The sequence below is a fragment of the Paenibacillus sp. FSL H8-0260 genome (assembly GCF_045040625.1).
In the GTDB taxonomy this organism is placed as follows: Bacteria; Bacillota; Bacilli; order Paenibacillales; family Paenibacillaceae; genus Paenibacillus_AQ; species Paenibacillus_AQ odorifer.
Genome location: NZ_CP150298.1, coordinates 1,274,974 through 1,287,128 on the forward strand (window position 1 = coordinate 1,274,974; position 12,155 = coordinate 1,287,128).

The following is a 12,155-nucleotide window of genomic DNA, read 5'->3' on the forward strand; positions in this document are numbered from 1 at the left end:
TATTGGTATCGCAGTACAGTAAGCTAATTAATTGTAGTTCAGAAGGATGTGCGAATTAAAGGTGGTAGAGGTTCAGATTTATTTACAAACGTTAATGTCCATTATCATCGCAGGGGTTGTAGGTTATTTAGTATTGAGATTTTACCGGGATGTTGCTAGTAAGGAACCAAAACAAAGAGCAGTTTACACGGGCCTTTCCATTATAACTATTGTCGTTGGATTATGGGCAATGCATCAGCTAGGCAAAAAATCCTTAGAAGAAACTATAGAGGTCAATGGGGGGATTTTCACTCCGTTATTGATATACGCGCTTACGATAGCTGTTTTAATGTTTTTGCTTACACGGCTGAACCTTGTTTTGGCGGAAAGAGAGCAGCTTAAGGAACTTGCCTATAAGGATGGCTTAACAGGGCTGTTAAACAAGAATGGAATGGATCACTTTTGGGATCGCTGCAAAGTAAATGAGCAACTAGCCGTATTGTTTATGGATTTGAACCGGTTCAAATCAATCAATGACAGCTTAGGACATCATGTGGGCGATTTACTGCTGCAAGAGGTGGGAGGAAGGTTAAGTCAATTCTCCAGCAAAAGAAAACGCCATATTTTCCGCATAGGCGGTGATGAATTTGTGATTGTAGCTAAAGGCTGCAATCAGAAGGAAGCGGAGCAGTTAGCGGTGCAGATTCTGGAGAAGACGACCAGACATTATCAGCTGGGAGAGCACAACCTCTTTGTATCTGCGAGCATAGGCATCAGCATTAGTCATGGCAAGGTGGATCATTTCAGGCTGCTGCACGAAGCAGATACAGCGATGTACACCGCCAAACAGCTGGGTACAGGTCGTTATTCAGTTTATAAAAATTAGTTTGTTAAGTGTAAAATATAAGCGTCAGCCTTGGACATAAATGGATGTCTAAGGCTGACGCTTTTTTAGGCTCCCGGTGTGTGAAACTTGTGGGGGACTTGCTTGCGTCCCTTCATCAAGAAGAGGCATAGCAGGGCAACTGCCATACTAATCGCTGCTACATAGAACAGGATGGAGTAATCAAAAATATCAATCATTAGCCCCAGCAAAGGTGGCGAGCTGATCGCTGCCAGTGAAGAGACCAAATAATACATCCCTGTTCGAGTACCGATACTCTCCTCAGTTCCCGTTGCAACAACATAAGGATAAGAGTTGATGTTGATACAAGCCCAGAAGATTCCTCCTGTCAGGAGTAACGCTCGAAGCACCAGCAGGTCCTGTGCAAACCCAACAAGCGCAAAGACCGTCATCAGGCCACATACGCCGACGATAATGATCTTCTTTTTCCCGAATCGCCCACCCAGCCAACCGCTCGGAATAGCGAACAGCACAAAGGCAAGGGAGAAGAAGGTAAGGGAGAAGGAGGCTGCTTGTTCACTGAGGCCCAGATGGTTTTTGCCATACAATGTAAACAAGGTTTCGACCCCTTGATAAGCTACAAACCAGAAGAAAATCGCTGCCAGTAGAAAGACTGTAGTACGATCCAGCTGGCCGCGAAAGGAGACTCTGGAAGGCTTAACTATCGTCGCAGAAGGGCTCCCCGCTGTATCGGATAGAAGCGTAGGGCTTATATTCACACCATCCCGTTTTTCTTTGATGAAGCGCGATACGATAAACAGACATAACAGGGTAATCAGTCCAGCAACGAGAAATGGCAGCGCAGGATTTGATTTATAGAGGATCGAACCCACGCCGAAAGCCAGAATTGATCCGAATCCACCCATGAAATTAATTAATCCGTTAGCCTTTGTACGCTGCTCTTCAGGTGTTATGTCGGGCATTAGAGCGACGGTAGGGGAACGGTATAAACTCATGGCTAGATTCATCAGCATCATAAATAAAAGCAGTGTAAATAGTCCGGTATGAAACGGAATCAGCATAGTCAGCACGGCAGCGAAGGGCATACCGATCATAAGATAAGGCATTCTGCGTCCAAAACGCGAGGTCGTGCGGTCACTCCGATTACCGATCCAAGGCTGCAAGAATAAGGCGAAGTAATTATCAATCGTCATCATGAAGCTGATTAGGGCTACACTATGTACATATTTTTCGAGGAAAAAAGGTACAAATGCGTTATACAGACTCCATGTAATGCTGATGCTGAAAAAGCCGAATCCGAGCAGCCAGACTTTTTTCACACCATCACACTCCCTTGTCAGCCAGAAGTCCAGCGAGTAGGTCTGGATGATCGGTAATAATGCCTGATACACCAGCTTCAATTAAATATTTCATCCGCTCGGGATCGTTAACGGTCCAAGGATGGTAGACAACGCCATGCTTCGCCGCTTCTTCGACGAATTCAGGCAGTACCGCAAAATGATACGCATGCAACGCAGTCGCTCCAAGTGTAGCTGCATAATCCCAAGGACGATACAAGCCTTCCCCGTACAGAATTCCTGTTCTGATCTCCGGTGCCAGCGACTGACAGTAAGCTAGTGAATAATGGTTGAAGCTCGAAAAAATGACGCGATCGCTCATCTTGAAATCCCGTACGGCCGCGATCACTTTTTCCTCCATACCCGGATATAAAAAAGTGCCATTTTTAAGCTCGATATTTAGGGTGGTATCTCTACCTTGCAGCAGATCTAATAAATCTTCCAGCAATGGAAGGCGCTCATCTTTGAATTCAGGTCCGAACCATGAGCCTGCGTCCACTTCCAGCAGTTCTGCGAGTGTATGATCCTTCACATAGCCGGTGCCGCTTGTTGTGCGGTTTAGAGTTTCATCATGAATGAGGACTAGGCCGCCATCCTTGGTCATTTGTACATCAGTTTCTATTCCGGTTGCACCCAGCTCAAGACCTTTGCGAAATGCTGCCATAGTATTTTCTGGACACACTGCCGACGCTCCACGATGCGCAAAATTAATGATGTTGTTCATAAGTTATTGTCCCTCCAACTTTAGTGTTTGCTATGCCCCTATAGAATGGGGGCTACTTGTCATATTCCACAGAGAGTAAAGAAACCCTGTCTGGAATTTTAAATCAGTTATTCATAGCGCCATACGGGATTCGTTCCAAAAGTCCAGCTTCATAGATGCTCCGCAGCTTCAGCTCGGGCATATGAATATAACCGATATAACAATCGCATACCTTCATTCGGCAGCTTCTAACCGCAGAGAGACCCTCTAGCCCATCACGGTAAAGATTGCCTATGACCCCTCTGTCCTTATAGCAGCGTTTCACAAGCCCAGCGCCCTGTACGTAAAAAACATCTTTTCCTGCATTGCAGGCTTGGCCAAGGCTTTCATAATCCATAGCATTCACAGAAAAATGTGGATCAATCTCGCTAAGGAAGACAAAATCCTCAGCTGTATAATAATCAGGTTTATCTTTGTAAGCATTGACCCATAAGTACACGTTCTCTGGTAACGCAGAACGAAGTGAAGCTATAGCTGAAAAAGCGCTGCGTATTCCAACGCTTCCCACACTAAATGGAACGTCGTTCTCATATAAAGTCAAACATTGCGCCAGAAATTTATCCTCTCGCACTTGTCCGGGGTGGTAGGTGGCCCAAAAGGCCACTTTTTTACGATTCATCTGGGAGACGAAATCCAGGTTGGCAGAAAGGTTGGTCTGAATAGCTACCTTCTCAACATGGTCCATATTGGAGAGAGCAATCATTGCTTCTTTGTACCAGCGATGAATCAGCCCTTCGCCATAGGGATTAAAAAATATAGAAAGCCGATGACCTGCCGCACCTTGCTCAGAGGCCCACGCTACAAAGGCTTCCAGCCCCTGGCGGTCCTTGGCGAGCGTAGCTGCGCTGTCTCTTGTTTTGCCAAAAGGACAATAGGGGCAATCATAGTTGCAGGACGTGAGGGAACCGCGGTAGTAGAGGACCGCATTCATGGCAATACGAACCTTTCCATCTGCTCTCGGATCTCCCCAGAAATAAACCAATCCCCAATCGAATCAGAGTAACCCATCCCTTCGGTGGTAAGGCGCAGGATGCCATCTTCCTCCTGCCCAAGACCGGAATGAAGCAGGTTGGACAACTCAGGATAATCGCTCCAGAGCGATTGATCGAAACGCTGGCTGTAATCTTTAAGCTTCAGCCCTTCGCTATGTAGAATCGCCTTCAGAATAAAGCGGCGTTTCTGTTCTTCAAGACTCAGCACAATCCCGTAATCCGCAGTATCGTAACGATCCGTCGCAACGTAATCAGCAATAATGCTCTCGGTTGCTTTACGGCTTACCCCATAACGGGAAGCGTAATGCACATGGCGGGTGTAGGATCTGGCTCCGCAGCCCAAGCCGACCATTCCTTCTTCTTGGCAGCTATAATCGAGAATGGGTTTAGCTGTTCCTGCGTCTTCCTTGGCGAAACGACGCATGGAGTATTGGCGATATCCTCTCGCTCTAAGCAGCTGCCCAGCGGCTTTGTAGCAATCTAGGCGAATATCGTCCTGACGCTGGATATCACCAGGCTTCACAATCGTATGCTCACGGGTGTAGAGCGGATAGATGAAAATTTCCTCTGGCTCAAAGCTGATCGCTTGATTGAGCGAATATAGCCAAGAGTCGACCGTCTGCCCCGGAAGCCCGTAGATCAGATCTAAATTTAGTATGGGAAAATCATATTTCCCCAGCAGCTCTAGTGCCCGATATACCTCATCCGGATTTTGTGGGCGATAGATGGCCGCCGATTCAGCAGCGACAAAACTTTGGATGCCCATGCTGACCCGATCCACCGTATACTCTTTTAGAATATTCAGCTTCTCTTCGGTAATCGTCTCCGGTGAAGTTTCCACTGAGATGGAGGCTGTATTTGTGTCCAGTCCCATCGTATCAACGGCAATGTGGAACAAGCGGCGGAGCTGATCTGCTGCCAGCAGGGTGGGAGTTCCACCGCCGATCGCAAAACGCGCATAAGGTTTATGTCTGGTGAATTCCGCCCATTGCTTTGCTTGGCGTTCCAGGGCATCCACGTATGTGGCATGAACATTTGCGCGTTTATCAGGCAGGGTAAATAGGTTGCAGAATCCGCAGCGTGCGCCACAAAACGGAATATGCATATATAGAAAGAAAGATTCCGCAGGCTCATCACGCCAGAGTGTTTCTAGCGGCATCGGAGGCTGCAAATCCCTGTAAGCCGTTTTGTGTGGATAGGAATACAGATAAGAACGGTAAGGGTGAGCAGTAATGCTGTCTTTCCACTTGTGAAGCTCTTCTAAAGAGAAGGACGATAACGTCATATCAGTTCTCCATCCTTTCCTTGTTATAAATATTATAAAATAAACTCCCGATAAGGGACGTTCCATACCGTCTCGTGGGCAAGGCGATGCCCCTGATAGCCATCTTCCCCATAAGCGGTTCCATGATCTGAAAAAGCCAGGCAGAAGACAGGATTGCCGCGTTCCCGGAACGCATCGAACAACCGGCCCAGTTCACCGTCCACATAACGAAGAGCGGCGCGCTGGCTGTCTACGGAGTCTTTTTTAGCACCAGGTACAAAATAATGATTTGGTCCGTGAATGGCAGAGACGTTGAGGAACATAAACAATCTTTGCTCGCTAGGAGTATCCCTTAGCAGCTTCAAGGCATGGTTCACCTGATGCTCTGTGGAACGCGGATTGGTCACACCGAAGGTCATCCGCCAGTAGCTTTGCTGGAAATAGCTTGGCAACACACGAGCGAGTGGATTTTTTTTGGTGAAAAAAATAACACCTCCAATACAAACCGTGCGATAGCCCTCGGCAGCAAGTCCTGACACGATATCCGGCGTATCGAAAAGCCATGTATGAGGATGCGTCTTCATTCCGGTATTTCGGGAATGGAACATACGGATATGCTCAGTCTTATCCGTTGTAGCTGGAGTAGGCAAGAAGCCGCCGAAAAAAGCGTGATGGGCCGCATAAGTAAAGCTGCCGGGAGTATGTCTTTTCTCCCAGGATCCCGTTCCGCACAGGTTCGGGCAGTTCGCTTCCTCCATCGTAGCTGCATCGTATCGAAGGGTATCAAGCGTGATCATTAGAATGTCATGGGTGCCAACGATAGTGTTCATATCCATTAAGAGGATCCTTCCTTTATAAGCGGTGTTGAGGGATGAGTAATATAGTCTCTGGCGGTTAATACCTTCATTTCCCATTCGTAGGTGCTGCAGCCACGGTATTTTACATCGTACAGCAAATCGCCAAAAGGATTAACATCGGCGACAAAACACTGCTGCGATCCTCCAGATATCAGCACGTCTATCCCGGCAACTCCAGAACGGGGAAATGCCGCCAGCGCTTGCAACGCGGTATTTCGTACCTGCTCCTGTATGAATTCTGATAAACCGGCTTCTGAAGGAGACATCCGCTGGCTGCGTAAATGCAGATTCGTAATTGGGGTGGAACTTACACGAGCAATTGCATGACAGGCCTCGCGGAGAACCACGAGCTGGCGGATATCGAAGGCTTTACCGTTATGGCCGATCTTAGGAATCCATTGCTCGGCATAACCACCATGCCGATAAATCCAGTTAATAATGCCGGAGATCGTGGCGGTATCTGTGTACCGCCGCAGTTTACCGGAATTATAGTAAATGGGTGGTCGGGTGATGTAATTCTCGACCCCCACTGTAGTTAAGGCAACCTCGGCACCTGTAACGGGATGGAGCTGATAGGCGATCACCCCGGAAGCGGCAGAGCCGAAGGCTAGCTTAATGAATACCCGGTGCATTCGCCGGGAGATCATCATCTCACGGAGAGAGGCATAGTCGGTAGGCTGTTGTTCCTCGCCTAATGGACGAGGAATAGTGATGCCTGCCTCACTCAGAATCTGTTGTGCCCGCCGTTTATCGGTCATGGCCGCAATGTCAGCGGGGTCATTTAACCATAGCGAGCCTGGACAAACCTCTTTGGCTTCGCGCTGTAGTCTAGCCAGCATGCGGCAATAACCGCGGAACCATTGCGAAGGATGATGCAGGACACCCTGCATCTCCTTCAATTGATGGGCTACCTTCACACGGAGTGGGCGCGGATCAGGTCTTTCAGCGTAGGGATGCAGCGAATCGTCAACATCAACGGCATCAGGTGCGCCAAGAGCGATTAAGGCACGTTCTACTTCAAAGCTGCTGCCAGGCGATTCCAATCTCAGCAGCGGGGGAGCCGCACTGAGATCTATTCCGTTATAAACAGCCGGCTGGCTGGATAACTGCTGCTTCTGCACTTCCAGCAGATCACCTAACGATTGGCCTTGCAGAAATTCAGCGTACGATAAAATGATGGCAGGTGGCATTCCGAGATCGGAACGTGCTTGCTGAATGCCGCTAGTCCGTTTATCCCCAGGAATACCGATAACGATCATCGGCCGCATAGGGGGCTCACTCTGTGATGGAAGGATAACGCCAGTCTTCCTCATCATCGCTTTCCTGTTTGTCGCTGACATCGACAGGCAATCCGCTCTGCTGCCACCGGCTGATCATCTCGTCGGACATAAAATGATGGCTTAGATTCAATGCTTTTAGTCCTTTGATTCTCTCACTGGCAAGAAGCAATTCAGCACCTTCGTCGCTGAGGGTACCCAGAGATAGATCTAGCGTATCCAGCTGATCTAAGATAGGCGCATTTGCTACTGCACCGGCGATTTCATCTTGTATTTCGCTATTTTTTAATCCCAGATAGGTAAGTTTAGGGAACTTTCCTACTTCTATAAGAGGTAGAATATCTGCGAGGCTTCCGTCAAAGCCGTAGTTATCTACGCCAAGATATAGTTCCAGCTTGCGTAAATTCGGCAATTGGCTGGCTGCAATATTATCAAGTACGGCTTTACTTAAGCCGCCGCTAATAATTATCAGTTCCTCCAGCTTGTCATGCTTTAGCTCTGAGAGGCTCAGCTCATTCCCGCCTTGAATCGTGAGTGATTGTAATTCTGGAAAAGCAGGGAGCAGCGGTGATAGATCGCTTTGGGTAATCCATGAAATCTCGCATTCCTCATAGCCCATCTCACCAATAAAAAGCTTGCGTAAAGCAGGGAAGCTGGCGCTATGCGTAACCAGTGCCTCTACAACCTCTTCCGAGCTATTCTCGTAGGCTTGCCCCCAATCACCGATAATTAGGCTGATCAGCGACGCACCTTCAGGGCTGCTGCTTAACTTCTCAATTGCTTCGCCAATTCTTTGACCTTCTTCGAATTCGTCGTATCCAATACTAAGCTTTACTTCCGTCATGGGTGTTCCCTCCCGGAAAAATTTAACTTCGAAAATACCCTATCATCTGTAGCCGAGGGAGTCAAATAGCTGAATATAACTATAGTTAAACTCTCCATATTATTGAGGTGAAATTTTGTGGTAGGTTTATACTAGAGGCAATTTTATTTTTTTTGGAAGGAGTTATTCGTATGAAGAATAAACTTCAGGAATGGATTATTGAGACGGATATAATTAAAATGCAAGAGGCTCTGGAAGCAGGTTTAATTACCTCAGAGGATATAGTTCAAGTATATTTGGAGCGGATTCATAAATACGATATAGACATAAACTCTATTTTAGAAATAAATCCAGAGGTTATACAAATCGCGCGAGCACTCGATAAAGAACGAGCAGAAAAAGGGAGCCGCGGGAGCCTGCACGGTATTCCTATTGTATTGAAGGATAATATAGACACCGCGGATAAAATGCATACGAGTGCCGGTTCTGTAGCTTTAGCTGGATCAATTGCGGCAAAAGATTCATTTGTAGCGGCCAAGCTTCGATTGGCGGGGGCTATTTTACTTGGGAAGGCGAATATGTCGGAGTGGTCTAATTTTATGTCTAGTACAATGCCTGCGGGATATAGCTCGCGGGGAGGGCTTGTACTGAATCCGTATGGACCTGGCACGGTATTTGTCAGTGGTTCCAGCTCCGGGCCTGCGGCAGCCGTAGCAGCGAATCTGGCAGCAGCAGCGATCGGAACGGAAACCGCAGGATCTATTGTCGGTCCAGCCAGCCAACATGCTCTTGTCGGAATCAAACCTACGGTGGGATTAGTCAGCCGTTCTGGAGTCATTCCCATTTCAGTAAGCCAGGATACCCCTGGGCCTATAGCTAGAACGGTTACAGATGCGGCAATTATTTTAGGGGCGTTAACCGGAGTGGACGACAACGATTCAGCAACATTTTCAAGCGAAAAATACGCTTATACAGACTATACTTCAAATTTAGATAAAAGCTTTATACGACAAGCAAGAATAGGTATTCCACGGCATTATTATAAGCATTTAGACGCTGAGAGGCTTGCAATTATGGAAGCAGCTATCTTGACCTTGAAGAATGAAGGGGCTACCATTATAGATCCTGTCACAGTACATGTTGAACAACAGAATTGGAATAATGATGTGATTTGTTATGAATTTAAAAAAGGGCTCAACCAGTATTTAGCACAAGTAGATGATTCCGTTCCGATTCACTCTTTGCAAGAATTGATAGCCTATAATGAAAGACATGCTGAGATTGCCTTGCAATATGGGCAAGACACCCTGACAAGATCAGAAGAAGTAACATTAACTGAAGAGGCCTATGAAGAGAAGAGACAAGAATACAAGGAATTAGCGCTTGAGCAAGGAATAGATTATGTGTTGGAACAGTATAGTTTAGACGCGTTATTGCTGCCTGGTGATGTAGATGGCATGTATATTGCGGCACGCTTAGGTTATCCATTAGTTACTGTTCCGGCGGGATATGTATCTCAAGGCATTATTGATGCGGATGGGGATTCGACCAGGGGACCTTTTGGTGTTGTTTTTTCCGGAAAAGCTTATAGCGAGCCTACGCTCATAGCCTTAGCATACGGGTTTGAACAAGCAACGTATCAACGGATTCCACCTCAATTGGAGTAGAATTAGGCTAACTTAGAATAGAAGGAAGCGATCAGTTTGAAGTATTGCCTGGAATGTGGGACAGAGTTAGTAATGAAAGAAAATGAAGGGGAAGGGCAGGTACCTTATTGTAATGCGTGTGAAATGTTCCGATTCCCTATTTTCAGCACGGCGATTAGTACAGCAGTATTAAACAGGGAGAAAAATAAGATTTTATTAATTCAGCAATATAATCGGCCAGACTACATATTACTCGCAGGATACGTGAACAAAGGTGAAGATGCGGAAACGACTCTCGTACGTGAGGTAAAAGAAGAGGTAGGACTTGATATTGTCGCTTATGAATATATGCGCAGCTTGTACTTCGCACCATCCAATACGCTAATGCTGAATTTTATAGGTGTTGCAGATTCGGAGGACTTGAGCCAGGTGAGTACTGAGGTTGATCATGCTGAATGGTTTACTTTGGAAGAAGCCGCCAGAGCGATTAAAAAGAACAGCCTAGCCGAAACCTTCTTACTGGCGATTATTGAGAAATTGAACGCGGGACAGGTACAGGTCAATCCGGTAGCTGTTGGAGGAAAGTAAAAAGGAGCCGTGAGGCTCCTTTTTATTGTTTCATGTAGGGGGTCTAGTTTATTTAAGCTTATACACACGAGCTTCATAAGGACGAAGCTGAATTGTGTTTAGTTCTTCTTCTGGATTTACTTCGTAATTGGCAATAAGCAATGCCTTCGCTTGGAACTTCACAGTAGAAGGAAGTTCGAAGGTCGCAGGCTCTCCGAAGAAATTCAATACAACCAGTAGCTGTTCTTCTCCAAGAGTACGCAGATAAGCATATACCTGTTCATTCTCCTCAGCCAGAATTGTATAATTTCCGTATACGATAATTTCATGCTGCTTGCGCAGCTCAATAAGTCTCTTATAATAGTAAAAAATAGAATCAGGATCAGCCAGCGCCTGCTCCACATTAATTTCCTTGTAATTAGGATTTACGGCTAGCCAAGGAGAGCCCGTCGTGAAGCCAGCCTGCGGCTCGGCGTTCCATTGCATCGGCGTACGGCCATTGTCCCGGCCTTTAATGTAAATGGAGTTCATGATAGCTTCTTCCGAATGTCCGGCAGCCAAGTATTCTTTATACATATTCAAGATTTCAATGTCTTTGTAATCGTTGATGGAATCAAACTGTACATTCGTCATGCCGATTTCTTCGCCTTGATAGATGTAAGGTGTGCCTTGGAGCGTGTGCAGCAGTGTTGCCAGCATCTTGGCAGACTCTTTCGGATATAACTTATCATCTCCGAAGCGGGATAACATACGCGGCTGATCGTGGTTGTTCATATACAGACTGTTCCAACCTTTACCGTCCAGCGCGATTTGCCATTTGGAAATGATGGACTTGATGTCCGCCAGCTTCCAAGGCTGCACATTCCATTTGCCTCCAGGTCCGGAATCGACGTCCATAAGCTCGAAATGGAAAACCATGTTCAGCTCGTTGCGATCCTCGGAAACGTACAACGAAGCCTCCTCGGGAGTGACATTAACGGCTTCGCCCACTGTCATGATATCGTACTTGGACAGGACCTCACGGTTCATTTCCTGCATATACTCATGTACGCGTGGTCCGTTAACGAAATAGTCTCCTCCGAAGTGGTACGTAGGCTGTTCTCCGTTATTTTCTGGGGCAACGCTAGGTAATTCCGGTACTTTGGAGATCAAGTTGATTACATCCATACGGAATCCGTCAATGCCCTTGTCCAGCCACCAGGTCATCATATCGTAGACTTCCTGGCGCAGCTTAGGATTATCCCAATTCAGGTCGGGTTGCTTTCTCGAGAAGAGATGGAGGTAATATTCCTCCGACTTCTCATCGAATTCCCAAGCCGAACCGCTGAAGAAGGAACCCCAGTCGTTAGGCTTCTGTCCGTCCTGGCCCGGCCGCCAGATATAATAATCACGATAAGGATTATCCTGCGATTTGCGGGACTCCACGAACCAAGCGTGCTCATCAGAGGAGTGGTTGACCACGAGATCCATAATCAGCTTCATGCCGCGGCTGTGAAGTCCAGCTAGCAGTTCCTCCCAATCAGAGAGTGTTCCGAAATCATCCATAATACTTTGATAGTTACTGATATCATAGCCGTTATCGTCGTTTGGCGACTCGTATACCGGGCATAACCAGACTACGTCGACGCCAAGCTGATTTAAATAATCGAGTTTCGAGATAATGCCCTGCAGATCACCGATGCCGTCCCCGTTACTGTCTTTGAAGCTGCGGGGGTAGATTTGATAAACTACGCTTTCTTTCCACCATTTCTTATCCATGTATAACTCTCCTATCTCTCTATATAA

General features: G+C 46.9%; 11 protein-coding genes. 3 read left to right on the top strand and 8 right to left on the bottom strand.

Going from position 1 to position 12,155, the window contains the following annotated elements; all coding sequences use genetic code 11:
• The first annotated feature begins 46 nt into the window (after window positions 1-46).
• Window positions 47-865 (top strand): GGDEF domain-containing protein, encoded by an 819-nt coding sequence (locus tag MHI51_RS05460; protein ID WP_081387703.1) that lies wholly within the window; start codon window positions 47-49, stop codon window positions 863-865.
• Window positions 866-930: 65 nt separating this feature from the next.
• Here the strand turns inward: MHI51_RS05460 and MHI51_RS05465 are convergent, their stop codons facing one another.
• The 7 genes from MHI51_RS05465 to MHI51_RS05495 form a co-directional block, all read right to left on the bottom strand.
• On the bottom strand, window positions 931-2,163 hold the full coding sequence (locus MHI51_RS05465) for an SLC45 family MFS transporter (protein ID WP_036680370.1): 1,233 nt from the start codon (window positions 2,161-2,163) through the stop codon (window positions 931-933).
• A gap of 4 nt (window positions 2,164-2,167) precedes the next feature.
• The gene (locus MHI51_RS05470; protein ID WP_340012007.1) at window positions 2,168-2,905 is read right to left on the bottom strand and encodes a glycerophosphodiester phosphodiesterase; all 738 of its coding nucleotides are present in this window, start codon (window positions 2,903-2,905) and stop codon (window positions 2,168-2,170) included.
• Window positions 2,906-3,008: 103 nt separating this feature from the next.
• Window positions 3,009-3,875, bottom strand: coding sequence for an STM4011 family radical SAM protein (locus MHI51_RS05475; protein ID WP_341164760.1), 867 nt, complete (start codon window positions 3,873-3,875; stop codon window positions 3,009-3,011).
• The gene (locus MHI51_RS05480; protein WP_076219682.1) at window positions 3,872-5,221 is read right to left on the bottom strand and encodes an STM4012 family radical SAM protein; all 1,350 of its coding nucleotides are present in this window, start codon (window positions 5,219-5,221) and stop codon (window positions 3,872-3,874) included. Before MHI51_RS05480 ends, MHI51_RS05475 begins: the two co-directional genes overlap by 4 nt.
• 32 nt (window positions 5,222-5,253) lie before the next feature.
• Window positions 5,254-6,036, bottom strand: coding sequence for an STM4013/SEN3800 family hydrolase (locus tag MHI51_RS05485; protein ID WP_076104692.1), 783 nt, complete (start codon window positions 6,034-6,036; stop codon window positions 5,254-5,256).
• A complete protein-coding gene (locus tag MHI51_RS05490; RefSeq protein WP_076195180.1) occupies window positions 6,036-7,325 on the bottom strand; it encodes an STM4014 family protein in 1,290 nt (429 codons plus the stop codon). The genes MHI51_RS05485 and MHI51_RS05490 overlap by 1 nt, the downstream gene beginning before the upstream one ends.
• Window positions 7,326-7,332: 7 nt before the next feature.
• Window positions 7,333-8,178 carry an STM4015 family protein gene (locus MHI51_RS05495; protein ID WP_076219683.1) on the bottom strand — a complete coding sequence of 282 codons (846 nt, stop codon included), beginning with the start codon at window positions 8,176-8,178 and terminating at the stop codon, window positions 7,333-7,335.
• 170 nt (window positions 8,179-8,348) lie between these two features.
• Here MHI51_RS05495 and MHI51_RS05500 point away from each other — a divergent pair, with 170 nt between their 5' ends.
• Both MHI51_RS05500 and MHI51_RS05505 read left to right on the top strand, forming a co-directional pair.
• Window positions 8,349-9,824 (top strand): amidase family protein, encoded by a 1,476-nt coding sequence (locus tag MHI51_RS05500; RefSeq protein WP_076219684.1) that lies wholly within the window; start codon window positions 8,349-8,351, stop codon window positions 9,822-9,824.
• A gap of 36 nt (window positions 9,825-9,860) precedes the next feature.
• Window positions 9,861-10,391: an NAD(+) diphosphatase gene (locus MHI51_RS05505; RefSeq protein WP_076219685.1), complete on the top strand. Its 531-nt coding sequence runs from the start codon at window positions 9,861-9,863 to the stop codon at window positions 10,389-10,391.
• Between the two features lie 48 nt (window positions 10,392-10,439).
• Here the strand turns inward: MHI51_RS05505 and MHI51_RS05510 are convergent, their stop codons facing one another.
• Window positions 10,440-12,128, bottom strand: a complete 1,689-nt coding sequence (locus MHI51_RS05510) for an alpha-glucosidase (RefSeq protein ID WP_076219686.1) — start codon at window positions 12,126-12,128, stop codon at window positions 10,440-10,442.
• Window positions 12,129-12,155 lie beyond the last annotated feature (27 nt).

Excerpts from the sequence above, each read along its gene's own strand:
- MHI51_RS05470 (WP_340012007.1), bottom strand. The coding sequence starts at position 2,905 with ATGAACAACATCATTAATTTTGCGCATCGTGGAGCGTCGGCAGTGTGT.
- MHI51_RS05495 (WP_076219683.1), bottom strand. The coding sequence starts at position 8,178 with ATGACGGAAGTAAAGCTTAGTATTGGATACGACGAATTCGAAGAAGGT.
- MHI51_RS05460 (WP_081387703.1), top strand. The coding sequence starts at position 47 with ATGTGCGAATTAAAGGTGGTAGAGGTTCAGATTTATTTACAAACGTTA.
- MHI51_RS05490 (WP_076195180.1), bottom strand. The coding sequence starts at position 7,325 with ATGCGGCCGATGATCGTTATCGGTATTCCTGGGGATAAACGGACTAGC.
- MHI51_RS05480 (WP_076219682.1), bottom strand. The coding sequence starts at position 5,221 with ATGACGTTATCGTCCTTCTCTTTAGAAGAGCTTCACAAGTGGAAAGAC.
- MHI51_RS05485 (WP_076104692.1), bottom strand. The coding sequence starts at position 6,036 with ATGGATATGAACACTATCGTTGGCACCCATGACATTCTAATGATCACG.
- MHI51_RS05510 (WP_076219686.1), bottom strand. The coding sequence starts at position 12,128 with ATGGATAAGAAATGGTGGAAAGAAAGCGTAGTTTATCAAATCTACCCC.
- MHI51_RS05500 (WP_076219684.1), top strand. The coding sequence starts at position 8,349 with ATGAAGAATAAACTTCAGGAATGGATTATTGAGACGGATATAATTAAA.
- MHI51_RS05475 (WP_341164760.1), bottom strand. The coding sequence starts at position 3,875 with ATGAATGCGGTCCTCTACTACCGCGGTTCCCTCACGTCCTGCAACTAT.